This window comes from Flammeovirga sp. OC4 (assembly GCF_000812565.1).
GTDB lineage: Bacteria > Bacteroidota > Bacteroidia > Cytophagales > Flammeovirgaceae > Flammeovirga.
The window spans coordinates 1-20,204 of the sequence record NZ_JTAM01000064.1; the positions used below are offsets into that span (position 1 = coordinate 1).

The following is a 20,204-nucleotide window of genomic DNA, read 5'->3' on the forward strand; positions in this document are numbered from 1 at the left end:
AAACTAGTTATGAGACAGCCTCATTTTTTCTATTCAGAATTTTCTTTTAATCTCCACGTTTTCCATGTTTCTCCAACCTCCGGACTTACATTCGTCTGAGGTGTTTGAGGTTTATTATTGACGGTGATAGACCTTATTCCTACTACCTCCTTCAAATATTCAGATAATTCGTAATAAGATATATCTCCATTCGTCTCCCTTATCTTCTCCGTTAAATAATAAGTAAACAAACCGTGTTCTTTATCTTTGTAGGGTAAACTCGATTCTTTACCGGAACTTGCTGTAAATACAACAAGGTTTTTAGAAGCTTTCTCTTCCTTAGGAACCACTTTAAAACCTCTCGCCTCTACCAAACCTGATTGTCTTGCCCCACCACTAAAACAAGCATCAATAAAAATTGTCACTTTTTTAGGGTTATGTTGAGTTAACATACTATAGACTTTTTTAAGACTTATTCCCTCAAACTCTAGTTCCGTTCCGTTACCATCAATTGGAATCAAATAAGGTTCTTTGGTTTCTTCATCCGGATAACCATGCCCAGCGTAGTATACATAGATCTCCATTTTGTGCTTAAGCATCGCCGAAACTTTACTCAGCTTAGACAAACCTCTTCGCATTTTTATATAAGTCCCATTTTCAATATAAATGATATTTTCCTCAGGGATACCAATCACTTTTTTCGCTACCTCTTTAAATACCTTGGCATCATTTGAAGCATAAAGTACATCAGCCTCCGATTCAATTTCAGTTTGATATTGAGAATAATGTTCATTACCAATCACCAATGCCCATTTATATAAACTATTGGTACTCGATGGCGGAGCAACAGGTTTAGCGTTTACTGGAGTTGCTGTTGCAGCTACTGGCACAGCTCGAGCCATAGGTTTACTATAATTTACTGGGGTAAAATTAGCCATTTGCATCCCTGTAGCATTAGAAATTGCAACTGAAATATTGTTAACCCCATCATTAAGTAAAATACTCTTATCCAATTGAAGAGCATAACCACTTTCTGTTTTAGTAACCGACTTTTCTATTTCCATTTCATTGTATTCAAAAAGATTTTGAGTATTATTTGAAATAGATAGTGATACGATTGGAATCTCTGATGTGGAACTGATATGGAGTTGTACAATCTGCTTATCTGTAGTTGATGGTAATGAATTCAGTCCTATATTAGGTAATGCGTAAACCTTTGAACTCATATTTTTCATCATTTCTACATCTTCATGGTTGATGTTAAGATCTGCGACATCCCAAATGTAAACCTTTTTTGCATTCAGAGTTGTACTCGCTATTTGATTCCTTTTCTCAGAAAAATCAACAGACAAAACAAAGTTTTTCTGCTTTTCTGATTTATGAATAATTCTACCTGTTGACAATTCTGACAATACAACATAACCATCATGTGAACCACTCAATAAATATTTATTATCAGGACTGATTGCAATGGTTTGTATCCATTTTTTATGGTATCTGTATGCATTTTCAAGCTCAAAAGTTTTAGCATTCCATACTCTAATATTTTTATCATCTCCACATGTCACTATATGTCTACTATCAGTACTGAATAATAGGTCTCTGATATAACTTTTATGTGCTTCCACCTTAGTGACTAGCTTTGTACTCTCAAGTTCCCATATATATAAATCACCCGATTTATCTCCACCAACAACGTATTTATTATTAGGGCTAATACCCACTGATAATATTTCCGTCTTCGATCCTTGATATGACTTTATAGGTTCATCAGTATCTAGATCCCACATTAATACTTTCCCTCCTTTCCCACCACTTACAAATATATTTTCTTTCTGTGAGGCAGCAACAGACGTAACGTCTCCTTTATGCCCCTTCAAAATTTTGGCGATTGATTTGGTTTGGGTATTGTAAACAGTAACTAACTTATCTTTTCCTCCAGAGATTATATAATTATCATCGTACGAGAACTTAATATCAAGTGGAGTATCTTTTATTTTATACTCTATTTCTTTTACTCTATTGTCAGTGTGAAAAACTGTAACCTTGCGGTTAAAACCTCCAGAAACCAAAAATTGCCCATCATGACTAAAGCTTAGACATGTGGGCATTTGATTTTTAGTTTCCAAAGCAGGTTTAGATTTTATTGTTTGCCCACAAAGCATACCGCTCCATAGACAAAAACAAGCCAACTTTAATACTTTGAGAAACATATTTATTCGTTTATAATGATTTAGATTTGAAAGCACTAATTTTAACACCACCTTGTACCATCAACATATCTTTATAAGAGTCCATGACACCGTAACCTCCTTGAAGAAATAGAGACATATTTTGATTTAAAACAAGATCAAAACCAAGGCCTGGAATTAAACCAAAGTTGATATTAGATTCTACATCTTCCTTACCTCCAGTTACATTACTTTGCTCATTAGTCCCTTCAGTTATTACAAATTGTCCTGCATCATTAAGGGCATAATAATTATCCACCTCATCATAATCAATATCATATCCAGCAGCAAAATTTAGATGTGCTTCTGTAAATAAGTACACCTTAAATTTGTTTCTAGGGTTTAAATAGAGTTTTGGTACAATAGCGATATCAAACGTAAAAAAGTTACCCTTACCGTTTACGATGTACTCTCTTCCATAATAAGGAAATGAGCGTTGAGCATAGTAACCAGACCTACCTGTATACTGTTGGGTATCTCCATTATAATGGTCATAACGCTCTGGAGATTGTACACTTTGTTGCTGATAAAATGATGGATCAAGATTATACTCATCACCATCAATGTATTGATAGGATAAATAATCATAAAAGTAAGATGTCGTATAGTTCATATACGAAAAACGGAACAACCCTTCAATAGAAAATCTACTTGAGAAGTTGTACTGCAAACCTGCTGTTAAACCAATACCAGAGTTGACTTCCTCTGTTGCGAAGGCGTATTCTGCCGTGATATCATTATAATATTCATCATAATAACGAGCATAGGCATCCTCACTCTCTGCCTTTACCTGACTTTCAGACATATAACTAAAAGATGTTACAGAAAAGTTGAGTGAGATTTTGTTTTCGAATTGAGCATAGCTATTCATAGATATGCACAGAAAGGCTGCAAGCATAAATGCTTGTTGAGTTATTTGCTTCATAGTAAAATAAAAAGTAACAATTAATCAGTTGAAGGGTGAAGAGTGAGATTTGTATTATGGTAAAAAATCACAGTCTTAACTTCTTCGTTAATTTTTTGGATACAAACATAAAGTTATGAATAAGTAATAAGTTAACAAAACATATTGTATGTTAATACAATCAATAAATTTTCACACCTCTAAACAATCGAATTCAATATATTTGATACTACTATTTATTAGTATTTCTTTTGATAATTGATAAATTCGCATACAATTTGATTATTAAACTTTTAAAAGGCTTTACAACTTTTTCATAACAAACAACAAATGCAACAGTTAAACGACGTTCTTAGTCTAATAGACAGTTATATAGGTGGCTCATTTTGGTTTGTGGCACTCCTACTATTAACTGGTTTATTTTTCACGATTTATCTCAAGTTTCCTCAGATAAGGTTTTTTTCTCATGCTATAGATGTCGTGAAAGGAAAATTTGATGAACAAGACGATGAAGGAGATACTTCACATTTCCAAGCTTTAGCAACTGCTTTATCAGGTACAGTAGGTACCGGTAATATTGCTGGGGTTGCTTTAGCAATTCATTTAGGTGGCCCTGCTGCACTATTCTGGATGATTGTCACTGCCTTTTTTGGTATGACTACTAAATTTGTGGAAGTAACTTTATCTCATAAATACAGAGAAAAAACAGCTGATGGTACAATGGCTGGTGGCCCAATGTATTTCATGAAGAATAAACTGAACATGAAATGGATGGCTGCGCTTTTCGCTATTGCTACTGTTTTATCTTCTTTTGGAACGGGCAACTTACCACAAGTCAACTCAATTGCTTCTTCAATTTATGCGACTTTTGGGGTTGAACAATACATCACGGGTGCAATTTTAGCTGTTCTTTTAGCATTTGTAATTTTAGGAGGTATTTCTAGAATTGCCAAAGTAACAGAGAAATTAGTCCCAATGATGGCTGTTATTTATTTCATTGGATGTCTTGCGGTTATTTTATTCAATATTGAAAACATTCCAGATTCGATTGGAAAGATTGCTAGCGATATTTTCTCAGGCACTTCAGCTACTGGAGGTTTTCTAGGTGCAACTTTCGCTTACGCCTTTAACAGAGGTGTCAATAGAGGACTATTTTCAAACGAAGCAGGTCAAGGTTCTGCACCCATTGCCCATGCATCTGCAAAAACAAAAGAACCTGTATCAGAAGGTATGGTTGCCATCTTAGAACCATTTATCGACACCATTGTAATTTGTTCACTTACAGGCTTAGCGTTACTTTCTTCTAATGTTTGGAGAGAAAAGGTAGAAAACACATTCCAACAAACCGACTTACAGGTTTTAAGTTCGAGATATGATGATCGAAAATCTAATCCGAATAATGATCGTGAGAAACTTTCATTTCATATTAGCGGAAAAGAAAAATTACCTACTTACACTGGCGAACTAACAATAGTAGATGGAACTATTAAAAGTACGGTGACATTAATTCATGCTCGATCTGTAGCCGAAAATGTTCAAGTATTATTAGAAGGAGAAAAGTACAATGGTGCCTTAGAAGTAAAAGAAGGTGTCATACAATGGAAATCCAATCTTTTAATCAAGGGTAAATCACTGATTCACTCTGCTCCTCTTACAAGTTTAGCCTTTACAAGAAGTTACTTTGGTGATTTCGGAAAATATATTGTCTCTATTGGGTTATTGTTATTTGCTTTCTCCACGGCCATTTCATGGTCTTATTATGGCGATAGAGCTATGACTTTCCTTTTAGGGTCTAAATCTGTAATTTACTATAGAGGTGTTTATGTGATTTCTTTCTTTGTAGGATCTTTTGCCGATACAACAATAGTTTGGACACTATCTGGCATTACAATCGCCTTGATGACCATTCCAAACTTAGTGGGTATTCTGATCTTACGAAAAGATATGAAGGACAGTTTGAATACCTATTGGGAACATATGGAAAAGAAATTCGGTATTAAGCAATAATTTCTCATCATATTCCTTTAAGGGTTTTGTTATCAATTAGGTAGCAAAACCCTTTTTCTTTTCACAAAGAATTATCCTTCAACATCATTCTACAAAAAAAGTGACCTTGATTGAAATCAAGATCACTTTCTCTTAAAATAATGATTCTTTTATAGCGTTTCTAAAAGAGGTTTACTTTACCTCAAAAGATGTTTCTAAACGAATATCATCTGAAGCGGCACCTACCATTATTTTAAATTCTCCAGACTCTACTACACGTTTCATTTGTCTATTCCATAAACTTAAATCGTCAGGAGTCAAAGTTAGTGTTACTTCTTTTTCCTCTCCAGCCTTAAGATCAACCCTATCAAAACCTCTCAACTGCATAATTGGTGTCGCTACTGAACTGACAACGTCTTGAATGTACAACTGAACGATTTCTGTCCCATCTACCTCAGAAGTATTTTTCACTTTCAATTGTACCGTTAAGTTCTCATTTTTATCAATTTTACCTTCTGATAGTGATAAGTCACTATACTCAAATGTACTGTAGTTCAAACCATATCCAAAAGCAAATAGCGGCGTACTCACTTGATCTACATAATGATGTGATGAAGATCTTTTATGGTTATAATAGAGTGGTAACTGTCCTTCACTTCTAGGGAATGTAATTGGCAACTTCGCAGATGGATTTATTTTACCTGTAATAATATCAACTGTTCCTTGTCCACTTAATTCTCCTGCATACCATGTTTCTAAAATAGCAGCAGATTGTTCTACTTCATCATTTAAAATCAATGGACGACCATTTTGAAGTACCAAAATAATAGGAGTACCCGTAGCGTGAACTGCTTCTATCAATCCTTTATGATAGGTACCTAATTCTAAGCTAACTTTATCTAAACCTTCACCTGATTCTTCAAGAGATTCTCCCACAACAACAATTGCAACATCTGAGTTTGTAGCTTCTTCTACTGCTTCTTCATACATAGAGAATTTACTGATTTCAAAATCAGGCTTCACTTGCCAACGTAGACCAATACCGTTAGAATCAACAATACCTGCATGTTCCATCGTTATTTTGTATTGACGTCCTTTCTCAAGACGAATGGTACGTGTTCGCGTTACATTCCAAGATTCGTCATTCCAGCAGTCAATAAATAATGAATCTTCAAAGAATAATCTACCATAATCATCTGCAACCAAAGCAAATGTATATTCTCCATCATATTTTGGAACAATATAACCTTCATACCTTGTAGAATAATTCGATGCACTCACTCCTGCCGCAGGGCTTAAGTTATGCCAGTTACGAATCAATTCAGAAGTCACTTCTGTCACGACTGCATCTCCTGTCAGATCTGGAGAATTAAAAAATTGTCTTGTCAAGCCACCTTGTTCACCCTCAAATGTAAATAATACTTCAGGGTCAATATGTTCAAATGCATTAGCAGGAAGTTTAGGATTTACATACTTTACATCATAATTCGTATTCTTAAAAGCTTTTACAATAGAAACTCCTTCTACTTCTTTGGGAGAGTAACCTCCTAAGTTTACCTCATTAGCCATCTTACCAAGTACAGCTATCTTCTTCACTGTATCTGATAAAGGCAAGATTTGATCATTATTCTGAAGCAATACTATGGATTTATGTGCTGACTCTAACGCTAAAGCTTGATGTTCGTCGCAGTGATAACGTTCTTCTTTTAAGCCTTCATCAATGTATGGGTTCTCAAATAAACCTAATCTAAATTTCACATATAGAACACTTGCTACAGCACGATCCACATCAGCAATTGCTAAAGTTTTGTCTTCAATAGCATCTCTGATTGATTGGGCGAAAACTTCATGTGAGTAATCATAAAACTGCATGTCCAATCCTGCTTTAATTGAATTTGTAATAGCATCTTTTGGCGTTGCGGCAGTAAAGTGACTGTTCTGTTGTTTGGCAATGGCTCCTAAGTCTGATATCACCATTCCTTTGAAACCCCACTCCTCTCTTAAAAGATCTTTCAATAACCAATCATCCGCTGCTGCTGGAATACCATCCCACTCATGATACGCTGCCATAGCACCTAATGCTTCCGCTTCCATGAATGCTTTTTCAAAAACGTATAAGAAATTTGACCTTGCTTCTCTTTCTCCAATATATACCGGAGAAGTGTTACTACCACCTTCAGGAATACTATGAATACCAAAATGTTTAGGCTCCGCCACAATAGCATCATCTTTGGTGAGATCATCACCTTGCATTCCTTTGATTACTGCTACTCCATTTCTCGCCGCTAAATAAGGGTCTTCACCAAATGTTTCTTGAACACGCCCCCAACGAGGCTCTCTTCCGATCCCTAATACTGGAGAAAGTACCATATGTACGCCTACTGACCTTGTTTCTCTAGCTACAGCATGACCAATTTTATCCATCAGAAGCGTATCCCACATACTACCCATCCCGATCGGAACAGGAAAAGCAGTTGACTTCTTTCCTTGGTAACCATGCAGTGCCTCTTCTATAAATAAAACTGGAATACCCAATCGTGTTTCTTCTACAAAATAGCGTTGCATTTCATTCGACAACTTGGCGTTTTCAGGGTAATAATCATGTACAGACCCTACACTTTTATCTCCCAATAATGCTTTTGCTTTCTTTTTGTCAATTGCACCATTTACAGTGATAGAACCGCCTGCATACATATCTAATTGTTGGATTTTTTCTTCCAATGTCATATGACTGACCAGGTCCTTTACCCTTTCCTCAATAGGAAGTGTAGCATTTTTGTAGGCTGGTTTTTTCTTCTTTACTCCTGCTGACATCAGAAGTAGAGAAATACAAACGATAAAGTACTTCATTTCAATTTAGTTTATTAGTTTATATGTATTCGAATATTTAATATCACCATTATTCAGCTTTTCATCTGCGTAATCATGAGTACCTATATCTAGGTCAAACAATAATGATCTATCTAAAGTGTAGTTGATAAAGGATACCTTTAATCCTTTCTATTTTGAATCGTGACTTTATATAACATTTTTGAGTAAGTATACCATCTCATTTCATTTATAGGTAGTGTAAAGATAACGGGTAAGTAGCAGGGCACTCAAAATTAAGTTATGAACTAAAACGTATATTTAGTGTACTATTTCGACATTTATAAAAGTTACTATACAATAAACTAGCAAGGTGTGATTAAGAGAAGAGGGGGGCAATAGTATTGAACCATAGTTTGTTTTTATACTAGAGTATCTACATTAATGGCATTATGTCATGAATCCAGCTTGTATTACTATAAAAGAAACGCCCAATATAGTTTCTATATTGAGCGTCTCAACTTTATGAGTAACATAAAGTACGTAAATAGGATTTTTCACCTATTCACGATTTCAACCAGCTATGAAGACCAAAGGTTAGAAACAATATTTCCACTTTTGGTATATCAAATATATAAATATTTTTTAATACTGTTTACATAACAAATGTTAAGCAAACTGAATAAATCACTTGTTTATCGTGATTTACCTTAATGTTACAATCGTTACTCCAGCTCCTCCTCTATCAGGATGATCATCAGAAACGTTCTTAATTCCTCTAAATGATTTAAGATGATTACGAACTACCTCTCTCAAAGCGCCAGTTCCTTTACCATGTAAAATACGTACAGAAGTTTCACCTAACATCAATGCAGTGTCCATAAAATCATCCAGTTCATACATCACTTCTTCCGCTCTTTTCCCTCTCAAATCTAATTGAGAATTAAAATCAATTCTTCTCTGCGTAAGATTTGATGCTGCACTTTGTGAAGACACTATATCTCTAACTTCTTTTCTGAACTCTTTCTTACTGATTCTCTCCAAACGATTTAATTTCACATTTGTACGAAGTGAACCAATAATAATTTCAGCCTCTTTAGCCGTTAGAGCGGCAACTTCGCCAATAGAACCCTGTCCTTTAATTCTTACAGCATCACCAATAGTGATAGTACCACCGATTACTTCATAACTAGGCTCTTCTTCCTTCTTGTTTGTGATTTTCTTAGAAGGTTGATTACTATTTTTGAAGTTTTCAATGTTCTTACGAAGCTGTTTCGTCTTCTCTTTTTCAGCGTTGGTTTCTCTGATTTCTTTGATCGTCAATTCAATCTTACGGTTGGCCGTATCCAATACCTTTTGGGCATCTTTTCGGGCCTTATCCATAATATTCTGCTTCTTATTCTGAAGCTCCATTGATTTTGTTTCAAACTTCTCAGTTGCAGACTTCAGTTTCTGCTCCAAACGGCTGACCTCTCTATTTTTCTTGGCGAACTCCTTCTTCTCTTCTTCAAGGCTACGAAGCAATTCTTCCATATTGATCTTCTTTCTACCCGCTTTATGACGTGCAATGTTGACCACTTTCTTCGGCAAACCAATCTTCTGAGCAATCTCTAATGCAAAAGAACTACCTGGCTGACCTTGTTCTAATTTATAGAGAGGACTTAGGTTTTCTACATCATAACGCATGGCTCCATTCTGTAAACCATTCTGCTTTTCTGCATAAAACTTAAGGTTAGCGTAGTGAGTAGTGATTACACCCCACATCTTTTGGTGATTCATTTGTTCCAAAATAGACTCAGCAATCACACCACCTAATTCTGGTTCAGTACCCGATCCAAATTCATCAATTAGTACTAACGATTTCGGATTACCTCTTTTCAACATGGCTTTCATGTTTGTCAAGTGAGAAGAGTAAGTTGAAAGGTCATTTTCTAATGATTGATCATCACCATAATCCATCATGATATCATCGAAAATACCCATCTTTGAACCTTCCATCATTGGCACCAACATACCGCATTGGAACATGTATTGTACCAACGCTACCGTCTGCATAGCAATCGACTTACCACCGGCGTTTGGTCCAGAAATCAGTAATATTCTACCTCTTTCTTCATCCAATTCTATCTTCTGTCTCACTACACTGTCCTTTTTACCTTGTTCAGTGAAAGACCAAAGCAAAATAGGGTGAGCCACATGATACCAAGCTACTAAAGGTTCATCTACAATTTCTGGTTGAATTGACTCTTGCAACATGGCAAAATTGGCCTTTGCATTAATAAAATCAATAACTCCAAGATAGTTATTACCTTTTCTAAGCCCTGGAACTTGAGGTCGGATTTTATGAGTGATTTCTGTCAGAATACGAATCACCTCTTGACGCTCTCTTAACTCTAAATCTTTGATAGAGTTATTCAGCTGTAATAATTCTTGAGGTTCAATATACACCGTCTGTCCTGTAGAGGAAGCATCATGAACGAAACCAGTTACATGACGTTTGTGTTCAGCCGGTACCGGCACCACAATTCTACCTTCACGAAGCGTAGGGATAGCATCTTCTTTGGCATACCCTTTTTTCTTCATCTGTTGAATCACAGAAGCCGTTCTTGAACGAAGACTTGACAACTCACGATGTAAAGCCTGTCTGATTTTCACCAACTCAGGAGAAGCGTTATCTCTCACTTTTCCTTTGTCATCTAAAATCATATCAATCTCATGAAGGATCATGGTATCAAATTCCACACCTTCACTGATTTTGACTAATTCAGGATATAATGCAGGGTCAACGCTATTGAAAAAAGTCAAACACTCTTTCAACGTTGTTAATGCTGTTTTTAAATCAAAAAGTTCTTCTTCCAGCAAAAAGGCATTGACGATCTCCACTTTATCAAGGAAAAGACCTACATCAATAAAACCTGAATGAGGAAATGACTCCCCTGCCTCGTATATATTTACACACTCGTTAACCTGAGCGATTCTTTGTCTAACAAATCTTGCATCTGAAGTGAAACGCATTTTATCTACAAAACTACGTCCTACTTCACCATTACATTTATCCTTTAAAAGTTCTCTTAGCTTATCAAAACCAAGTTTTTCTTCTAAATTTTTAGGATATAACATATTTCAATTTTCTTTTTATAAAAATGTATTCTACAAAGATGTAGAATGTATTTTGATTCTGAAAAAAATTAATAAGTACTAAGCCGAAAATAAATGATAATTAATTCGTAATTATTTTTTGTGAGTACAACGCGAAAAAACGCAGAAATAGTGGTTCTATTTAAAGTTTTTGGAAGGCAGTAATCGGAAAAAATAACATGAATTAATGTTATATAATTTTGTCTTAGTACTTAACCAAAAGAAAAGCATGTTTGAATCCTCTTCTGATTACTCCAAACATGCTTATTGAGTTCTAAACGAACCCTATGTATTATCTTAAGTTCTCCTTCATCAATTGGACTTCTTTCTCCAACTTCTCATACCATTCTTTTCCATATTTTGAAATGAAAGGTCCTTTCAAAAATTGGTAAACTGGTACTTTTAATTCCTTACCTAATACACAAGCATCAGAACAGATTTCCCATCTGTCATAATTCACCGCATCGTAAGCATCATACTTGGTGATTCTTGCCGGGTATAAGTAACAAGAAATAGGTTTTCTATAAGAGATCTTTTTATCTAAGTAAGCTTTCTCAATAGCACAGTGCAGGTACTTTTTCTCATCATAGATGGCATAAGCACACTCTCTGTTGCCGATTGTTGGAGTTGAATAATCACCTTCAAAATCTTTGATGTATTTTCCTTGTCGTTCTACTTCTGCAATTCCCTCAGGAGACATGTAAGGTTTTACTTTCTCATAAACCTCTTCCATTTTCTCCAATTCATCCTCATTCAACGGTGCACCAAGATCACCTTCTACACAGCAGGCCCCTTTACATTTGTCTAAGTTGCATACAAACTCCTCAGACATCATATCATCACTTAAAACGACTTTATCAACTACAATCACTTTTTTAAAAGATTGGTTATTATTCTTTTCACAAAACTTGAAACTGAATTCTAAAACAATTGTTTCAAGTTTATTTCAATATGCAAAAGTCGAATATTCTGCTTTAAAATGCTCATTATTGGTCGTTAACTTTTGAAAATCGCATAAAAAAAGGGATTGTATTGCTACAATCCCTCTTAAAATATGATTTAATGTTACTTATACAGAAACGTTGTTGTCTCTTAAAGCATCATTTAATGAAGTCTTTCTATCAGTACTTTCTTTTCTTTGACCGATGATGATCGCACAACCTACTGAGAATTCACCTGCTGGGAATTTCTTAGTGTAGCTACCTGGGATCACAACTGATCTTGGAGGAACATAACCTTTGTATTCTACTGGCTCATCACCTGTAACGTCGATGATTTTAGAAGAAGCTGTAAGCGTTACGTTTGCACCTAATACTGCTTCTTTACCAATGTGAACACCTTCTACTAAGATACAACGAGAACCAACAAAAGCACCATCTTCGATGATCACTGGAGCAGCTTGAACTGGCTCAAGTACACCACCTACACCAACACCACCTGAAAGGTGAACGTCTTTACCGATTTGTGCACAGCTACCTACAGTTGCCCAAGTATCTACCATTGTACCTGAATCAACGTAAGCACCAATGTTCACGTAAGAAGGCATCATGATTACACCTTTGTTTACGAATGAACCGTAACGAGCGATAGCGTGAGGTACTACACGAACACCTTTTTCTGCGTAATCACTCTTTAAAGGAATTTTGTCATGGAATTCGAAAGGACCAACTTTGATAGTTTCCATTTCAGCAAGAGGGAAAAACATAATTACAGCTTTCTTTACCCACTCGTTTACTTGCCAACCATCAGCAACTGGCTCAGCACATCTTAAAGTACCTTTATCTAATTCCTCAACTGTAGCTTTTACAGCATCAATATATTCTTGTTGTTGCAATAACGCACGGTCTTCCCATGCTTGCTCGATTAATTGTTGTCTAGTCATTTTGTTTCTCTCCTCTTTAGTTTGAGATATTTAAAAATCGTACAGCCTTTTCAAAAGGCCACGCAAAAGTACATAATTTTGAGGTGATTTGTAGAATGGTTATAGAATTTAAACAATAATATCACACATAGTGTAAAATATAACATTAAGTTATAAAAAAAACGGAATGTTTTAACATCCCGTTCTTCAATAAGAGTAATTATCAAATCATATATTAATTCGTTGGGTTATTTACTTTTTCAAATTGCTTCCAATCTTCCTCAAATCTTTCCACTACAGTGTCTGAGAACTGATAGTGATGCATCATTTCTGCACCAGAAGCTAAAACGGCTTCTACTTCATCCACCCAATCTTCTTCAACTACTGCTACAATAGCAGAGGTTCCTGGATGAATTGATTTCTTTATGTCTGTCAACAGATCTGTTGGGATTTTGAGCGCATCACTATTTAACCATCCTGCGATTGCACCTACTCCTACTCCTGCTGCTACTGAACCTGCAAATACTTCTGCGGCAAACAAAGCGGCTCCATAAATAGCTCCAACTGGTCCGACAAGCATTCCTATCAAACCACCAATCACTGCTCCCCAAAAAGCGTCACGGCCTTCTGTGTCATGAAGAACTGTCTTCCCTTCCTTACTTTTTGTGACTACGGTGTAAGCTTTCAAATCAAGCTCGTCTTTCTTCTCTTTGTTGGAAAGAATTTTGAATTCCTCATTTGCTTTATGCTCATCATTATAAATGGCAACAATCAGTTTTTTAAAAGTTTTCATCTTAGTACAAGTTTGGTAAAATATATTCAATTGAGATGTTGTATTATCTACACTTACAATTTCACATATTTAATGTACTTTTTTGATGACGAGCATCACTTAATTGACTTCTTTTATCATTGTTACTTCCTGATTATCAATCACTCTATCAGCTACACCCCATATTGTTTTCAATACAGATTGTTGTAATTCAACAATCATTTTTTCTGTGTAATTTTCTGGAAGAATGACATTATTATCCTTAGGATAAGAAGGCAATACAGGAAGGCTTTCATTTTGTAATTGATCAATTGATGTGATGAGATAAGTAAATTCTTCTAATGAAGTGGTTCTTTCATCAATATAGCTTGTTTGATCTGCAGGTAGTAATGCAATACGATTTCTTATATCCTCAATATCAGGAAGTTTACCATTAACTGATGAGTAAATGGCATAGTATTTTGGCAAATCTCCATCTTTAGCCTTTTGAGGCGTTTCCCATTCAAGATTTATCCCCTCCTTTCCTGTCATAATTTTAGCAGATAAAGGTGTATTCGGTTTTGTAGCATCTATCCACGGCATTAGGGGCGGTAATGCTGGATACTCATAGAATTGCATTAAACTATCCGCAATTCCTCCTTGGTTGTTTAATAAAGAAGTGGAATTGTAATATACACTCCCCAATACATTATCTAAATCTCTACAATGTTGTATCTGCAGTGGTAATTCATTATTATCTCTCCAACCTCTTTCCAAGCTTACTTGTACTCTGTAAGTGGCGTGACCTACATATAAGTGTTTTCCAAAAGTATTTTGAGACCACCAAGTTACTAAAGGTTTAAAAGGAATTTTTCGGTGTTGTGAACTTTGATATACCTGTGGTGCCACATAATCTATCCAACCATTTTGTAACCATAACCTCACATCAGCATATAGATGATCATATGAAGTATAACCCGATTTGGTTGGTGAACCGTCCATATCCATTCTATCATTCCTCCAAACACCATAAGGACTAATACCAAACTTTAAGCCCGGTTTTTTTTGAAGTAATAGTTCATGAACATCCTGTATAAATGTATTGATGTTACTTCTTCTCCAATCACGGATATTCTCTCCTGCAACTTTATATTTCCTGTAAGTTGGTCTATCTCCTTTAATCTCCCCATGATCAGGATAAGGGTAAAAGTAATCGTCAAAGTGCAATGCATCAATATCATAATTAGAGATTAACTCCTCAATCACTTTAATAATATACTCTCTAGCTTCTGGAATACCAGGATTAAGTATAGCCAAAGTGTTGTATTTTAAAATCCATTCAGGATGAGTTTTAGCAATATGATCTTCAGTAACTTTTACATATTCAGTATTTGTAATCGCTCTAAACGGATTGACCCATGCATGAAATTCCATTCCTCTTTGATGTGCCTCTTTAATCATAAATTCTAAGGGATCATAAAAAGGACTTGGAGGTAGACCTTGTTCACCTGAAATACACTTAGCCCATGGTTCATAGTTACTTGGGTAAATCACATCTGCACTTGCTCTAACTTGAACAATTACAGTATTGATTCCCCTTTTCTTATGAAAGTTAAGTAATCGTATAAATTCTTCCTTCTGTTGTGAAGCATTGTCGTGAATATCATAAGGCCAATCAATTGCATTTAATGTGGCCACCCAAACCCCTCTGAATTCTCTTTTAGGATAATGATCTTGTCCAAATAATTGAAAAGTGAGTAAAACAGTAGTAATAAAAAATGATAAAAACCTCATTATCAAATATTTAATTAAATATTTAAAAGAGTACTTCGATTAAAAAAACTCTATATATTAGTAATAAAACACCATTAAATTTACGACCAAATTTTGATAATATTAAGGAAATTAAAAGTTTATCTTCCATTATTTATAGATTTCACTTTAATTTATAAATTGCTATACCTTTTAATTAGGGAAAATTTGAATCACTTCATACATTTGTGACTCACAAATTCAACATTATGCAGCATTTTTTTAAACAGTTAAATACCTTTTTTATTAGTCTTTTTGTAGGATTTACATTCATAAGTTGTAGTTACATAGGAGTTGAAAATGAGTTGGATGATTTAACGATCCAAAACTTACAAATTGCTTCCTTAAACTCATATTACATATTAACTCCACCTGATGAGAGAATTGAAAGTGTTCCTTATGCTTATTCCAATACAAGAGATAGTGTGTTTCAAAAGTTACAAATTGAATTAACGAAAATAAAAACGGTTAGCTTTAAGAGAATTACACTTAGTGTGATCGCTCCAAGTGATTCTAGTTTAGTAATCATTGATTCTGTTGATGTGTACCTCAGCAATACATTAGACGAAAGAACAAGGGTAGGTTATATTCATGATATCCCTGCCAATATTACTGAAAAATCACTGGATCTAATTTTGAATGTCAATGAAGATAGTGCCGGTTTGATTATGAAAGCAGATACTGCCTTTTTTATAACTGATGTTTACCTAAGATCTGCTGTAAGAAGTGATTCTATGACTTTTCAAACGCTTGGAGAGTATTCTATTAAAGGACAATAAAACTTCGGCCTTATCAATAAGCTAAATCATAATTTGACCTAATATTATTAGGCTCAATACCATTACCTACCAATTCAATAAATCGATGAAAAAAATATACTTAATGCTCCCTTTACTTCTGGGAGCAGTCATTTCGTTGGCTCAAGAAAATCAAAGTGTACTGACTTTTGATGAAATCATGAGTGGAGAAGATTACATTGGCAAATCACCTTCGAAAGCATTTTGGGCCAAGGACTCAAAGACCATCTATTTTTACTGGAATAAAGAAAATAATGCTTTTGAGTCATTGTATAAGGTTGATACTAAATCAAAACAATACTCAAAAGTTACACCTGAAGAAGAAAAACACCTTCCCTCAGCTTATGGAAGTTGGAACAGTGATCAAACCAAAAAGGTTTATATAAAAAACCACAACCTTTTTGTATACGACTTCAAAAAAGGGGTTCAAAAACAAATAACCAATACGCTTGAAAATAAATCGAATGTAAAGTTTTTGGATGACAATACTAAAATTGCCTACAAGCAAGGAAATAATATTTTTATTTGGGATGAAAAAACAGGAATTACAAATCAGGTCACTAACATTGTAAGAGGAAATTCTCCCAAAACACCAACAACTTCTCCTCAAAATACCTTTTTAGAAGAGCAACAAAAAGAGTTATTCGAGATTGTAAGACGCAGAGAAGAAAGAAAAGAGGCTGTAGAGCAACATAATGAGTTGACAAGTATCCAACCTAAAGAAAAAATCTATTTGAATGGTCAGTACCTTTCTGATATCGTGGTCAGTAACGATGCCAACTACGCTGTTTTTTCTTTAGGTAAAAGTGCTGGAAACTACGCCACTGAAATGCCCGTTTGGGTTGAGGGTACTGGGTATGTTAAAATGCAAAATGCACGTCCTAAAGTCGGTAGCCCAGAAGACACCTTTAAAAGTTTTGTGTATGATGTCAATAAAGATACTGTCTACACTATAGACCTTAGTCAACTTTCAGGTACTCAAGATACACCAAAGTATTTTGAAAATTACCCTGAAAGAGATTCGTCTTTATTGAATCAAACACGAAAGGTTGTGATGCATCCTCCTCACTTTTCACCTCATAATAACTATGCTGTAGCAGATGTCAGAGCCTATGACAATAAGGACCGATGGCTAATCAAAATTAACTTGCAAGATGGATCATTTGAAGAAATAGACCGTCAACATGATGATGCTTGGATTGGTGGCCCTGGAATTAGTGGATGGAACTTCTGGATTGAACCGATTGGATGGATCAACGAAAATACACTTTGGTATCAATCAGAAAAAACGGGCTACTCTCACTTATATACTTACAATGTAGAGACCAAAGAAACGAAAGCAATTACATCGGGCAATTTTGAAATCCATAAAACGGAAGTATCAAAAGATAAAAAGTTCTTCTATTTAACTTCAAATAAAGAAAACAGTAGCGAAGTTCATTTCTACAAAGTAGGCATCAACGGAGGAGAGATGGTGAAAATCACGAAAGCTGTTGGTCATCATAACATCACCCTTTCACCCGATGAAAAATATATTGCAGATATTTATTCTTACTCCAACAAACCTGAAGAATTATACATTCAAGCTAACAAACCAAATGCTGAATGGGTAAAAGTAACAAAATCTACCACTGAAGCATTTGATCAATACGAATGGAGAGTTCCTAACGTAGTAACTTTCAAAGCAAAGGATGGTAAAGATGTTCATGCAAGACTTTATAAGCCTGAAGAGAACAAAGACCAACACAAAGCTGTAATTTTTGTTCATGGTGCTGGTTATCTTCAAAATGCACACAATTGGTGGAGTGTATATTACAGAGAGTATATGTTCCATAACATGCTTGTAGATAATGGCTACACTGTATTGGATATTGATTATAGGGCTTCAGCAGGTTACGGTAGAGAATGGAGAACCGGTATCTATCGTCATATGGGAGGCTTAGATTTATCAGATCATGTGGATGGGGCTAAATACTTAGTCGAACAACAGGGAGTTGATAAAAACAGAATTGGCATTTACGGAGGGTCGTATGGTGGATTTATCACTTTGATGGCAATGTTCAATGAAAGTGAAACGTTTAAAGCTGGTGCAGCAATTCGTTCGGTGACTGATTGGGCACACTATAATCATCCCTATACTTCCAACATTTTGAACACCCCCGCATTAGATCCTGAAGCCTTTAAAATAAGTTCACCTATTTACTTTGCAGAAGGCTTAAAAGGAGACCTATTAATCTTACATGGAATGGTCGATGACAACGTACAATTTCAAGATGTAGTTCGATTATCACAAAGGTTAATTGAACTCAAAAAAGAAAATTGGAATATGGCACTTTACCCCATCGAGCCTCACGGTTTTAAAGAAACCACAAGTTGGATTGATGAATACAAAAGGATTTTCAACCTATTTCAAGAAAAATTATAATTCTGAAAAATTAAGCAGCTACTCTCAAAAGGGTAGCTGTTTTAGTATATTTTTTTGTATTTTTCTTATATTTCAGAATAAAACATTCAAATTTATTGTTCAAATTACTAGACTTGCTCGTACTATGGAAGAAATAAAAAAACATGTATTGGATTGTAGCAACCTAAATTGCCCAATGCCAATCGTTAAAATAGCGAAAACAATAAGAACCATTGAAGTTAGTGAACAAATAGAGGTATTAGCAACTGACCCGGCTTTTAAGGCTGACGTAGAAGCTTGGATTAGAAAAACTGGTCATCTATTAATTTCTTACACCGAAGAAGGTAGAAACAGAATTGCTATCATTGAAAAAACTAAATAACTTATCAGAGAATGGAAGACCAAAAACTTAAAGAATATATTGACGCTCTTGTTGAAGAAAAAGTAAACGAAAAAACACTAGCCTTTCAAAATCAACTTGAAAATATTCAACAACAACTCAGTACTGTACAGGTCAGGGAAAATGAGAAAATCACAATGCTTGTAACTAGCTTTGAATTAGACAAAGTCATTCCTGCATTTATCATTGCAAATGGAGCTGCTAGTTTTGGAATGGATGTTACTCTCTTTTTCACTTTGTGGGGAATAAACGCTCTCAAGGAAAAATCTATCTATAAAGGAAAGAACATCAAGGAGAAAATGATCACTATGATGTTACCAAGTAACCCGAAATCTACCACAATTTCAAGACTTAATATGATGGGTGTGGGTACAAGTATGATGAAGATGATGATGAAAGAAAACAACATCGAAACTCTACCTGACCTTATTGATCTTTCTATTGACATGGGAGCAAAATTAATTGCTTGTCAAATGACAATGGGAATGATGGGAATTACTACTGACGAAATACGCAAAGATGTTGATTTTGGTGGCGTTGCTTTATACATAGAGGAAGCCTCTGAATCAAACATCACTCTTACTTTTTAAACTAGAATGCTTTCTTATGAAAGTGGATGATCTACAAAATAAAATAAAGGAACTAGAGAAAGAACTCAACGCTAAGAATGAGGAAATAAAACGCCTGAAAGAGAGTGAAACAGCCCTTGCAGACGCCAATATTCGTATAGCTGAGCTTTTTGTAGACCTTGAAGACGCTCAAGAAAGAATCATTGATCAGAAAAATGAAATCCAGCAACAAAATGAAGAATTAAATGAGCATTTAGAAGAACTTTCAATGATCAACGAGCAGTTAAACATTGCTCAAACATTGAATGTAAACTTACAAAATCATAAGCTTCAAGCGGATATCATCAAAAGAGCACATGAAAAAATTCTAAGCAGTATACATTATGCTCAAAACATACAAAAGAGCATTTTTCCTTCTTCAGAAACACTTCGAAAAAACCTTACCAATTACTTCAAAATTTTCACTCCTAAAGACTTAGTAGGAGGAGATTTTTATTGGAGTAAGAAAGTTGGTGATTTTAATATTTTTGTAGTGGCAGATTGTACAGGTCATGGTGTACCAGG

At 35.0% G+C, this 20,204-nt stretch carries 13 protein-coding genes and 1 pseudogene; 6 read left to right on the forward strand and 8 right to left on the reverse strand.

All coding sequences use genetic code 11. The features are described from left to right. Nucleotides 1-29 precede the first annotated feature (29 nt). On the reverse strand, nucleotides 30-2,192 hold the full coding sequence (locus PL77_RS23395; RefSeq protein WP_082026699.1) for a caspase family protein: 2,163 nt from the start codon (nucleotides 2,190-2,192) through the stop codon (nucleotides 30-32). A gap of 10 nt (nucleotides 2,193-2,202) precedes the next feature. Further along, nucleotides 2,203-3,135, reverse strand: coding sequence for a hypothetical protein (locus tag PL77_RS23400; RefSeq protein WP_156152508.1), 933 nt, complete (start codon nucleotides 3,133-3,135; stop codon nucleotides 2,203-2,205). 309 nt (nucleotides 3,136-3,444) lie between these two features. On the opposite strand from PL77_RS23400, the gene PL77_RS23405 reads away from it, so the two are divergent. Beyond that, a complete protein-coding gene (locus tag PL77_RS23405; RefSeq protein WP_044210896.1) occupies nucleotides 3,445-5,121 on the forward strand; it encodes a sodium:alanine symporter family protein in 1,677 nt (558 codons plus the stop codon). 171 nt (nucleotides 5,122-5,292) lie between these two features. On the opposite strand, the gene PL77_RS23410 is transcribed toward PL77_RS23405, so the two are convergent. The 6 genes from PL77_RS23410 to PL77_RS23435 all read right to left on the reverse strand — a co-directional run bounded on the left by PL77_RS23410 (nucleotide 5,293) and on the right by PL77_RS23435 (nucleotide 15,452). Next, nucleotides 5,293-7,950 (reverse strand): glycoside hydrolase family 3 N-terminal domain-containing protein, encoded by a 2,658-nt coding sequence (locus PL77_RS23410; RefSeq protein ID WP_082026700.1) that lies wholly within the window; start codon nucleotides 7,948-7,950, stop codon nucleotides 5,293-5,295. A gap of 663 nt (nucleotides 7,951-8,613) precedes the next feature. Next, nucleotides 8,614-11,028: an endonuclease MutS2 gene (locus PL77_RS23415; RefSeq protein WP_044210901.1), complete on the reverse strand. Its 2,415-nt coding sequence runs from the start codon at nucleotides 11,026-11,028 to the stop codon at nucleotides 8,614-8,616. A gap of 310 nt (nucleotides 11,029-11,338) precedes the next feature. Next, on the reverse strand, nucleotides 11,339-11,917 hold the full coding sequence (locus tag PL77_RS23420) for a DUF3109 family protein (protein ID WP_044210903.1): 579 nt from the start codon (nucleotides 11,915-11,917) through the stop codon (nucleotides 11,339-11,341). Nucleotides 11,918-12,115: 198 nt separating this feature from the next. After that, nucleotides 12,116-12,928, reverse strand: a complete 813-nt coding sequence (locus PL77_RS23425) for a 2,3,4,5-tetrahydropyridine-2,6-dicarboxylate N-succinyltransferase (RefSeq protein WP_044210905.1) — start codon at nucleotides 12,926-12,928, stop codon at nucleotides 12,116-12,118. 214 nt (nucleotides 12,929-13,142) lie between these two features. Then, on the reverse strand, nucleotides 13,143-13,700 hold the full coding sequence (locus tag PL77_RS23430) for a DUF1269 domain-containing protein (RefSeq protein ID WP_044210907.1): 558 nt from the start codon (nucleotides 13,698-13,700) through the stop codon (nucleotides 13,143-13,145). 99 nt (nucleotides 13,701-13,799) lie between these two features. Further along, nucleotides 13,800-15,452 (reverse strand): glycoside hydrolase family 10 protein, encoded by a 1,653-nt coding sequence (locus PL77_RS23435; protein WP_052444669.1) that lies wholly within the window; start codon nucleotides 15,450-15,452, stop codon nucleotides 13,800-13,802. Nucleotides 15,453-15,679: 227 nt separating this feature from the next. Here PL77_RS23435 and PL77_RS23440 point away from each other — a divergent pair, with 227 nt between their 5' ends. The 5 genes and pseudogenes from PL77_RS23440 to PL77_RS23460 form a co-directional block, all read left to right on the forward strand. Beyond that, the gene (locus tag PL77_RS23440; RefSeq protein ID WP_044210909.1) at nucleotides 15,680-16,249 is read left to right on the forward strand and encodes a hypothetical protein; all 570 of its coding nucleotides are present in this window, start codon (nucleotides 15,680-15,682) and stop codon (nucleotides 16,247-16,249) included. Nucleotides 16,250-16,334: 85 nt separating this feature from the next. Continuing rightward, nucleotides 16,335-18,692, forward strand: coding sequence for a prolyl oligopeptidase family serine peptidase (locus PL77_RS23445; protein WP_044210912.1), 2,358 nt, complete (start codon nucleotides 16,335-16,337; stop codon nucleotides 18,690-18,692). Between the two features lie 124 nt (nucleotides 18,693-18,816). Next, nucleotides 18,817-19,053 carry a sulfurtransferase TusA family protein gene (locus tag PL77_RS23450; RefSeq protein WP_044210917.1) on the forward strand — a complete coding sequence of 79 codons (237 nt, stop codon included), beginning with the start codon at nucleotides 18,817-18,819 and terminating at the stop codon, nucleotides 19,051-19,053. An 11-nt stretch (nucleotides 19,054-19,064) separates the two neighbouring features. Next, a complete protein-coding gene (locus PL77_RS23455; RefSeq protein ID WP_052444670.1) occupies nucleotides 19,065-19,661 on the forward strand; it encodes a DsrE/DsrF/DrsH-like family protein in 597 nt (198 codons plus the stop codon). A gap of 16 nt (nucleotides 19,662-19,677) precedes the next feature. Next, a pseudogene (locus PL77_RS23460) lies at nucleotides 19,678-20,204 on the forward strand (hypothetical protein); the annotation flags it as partial.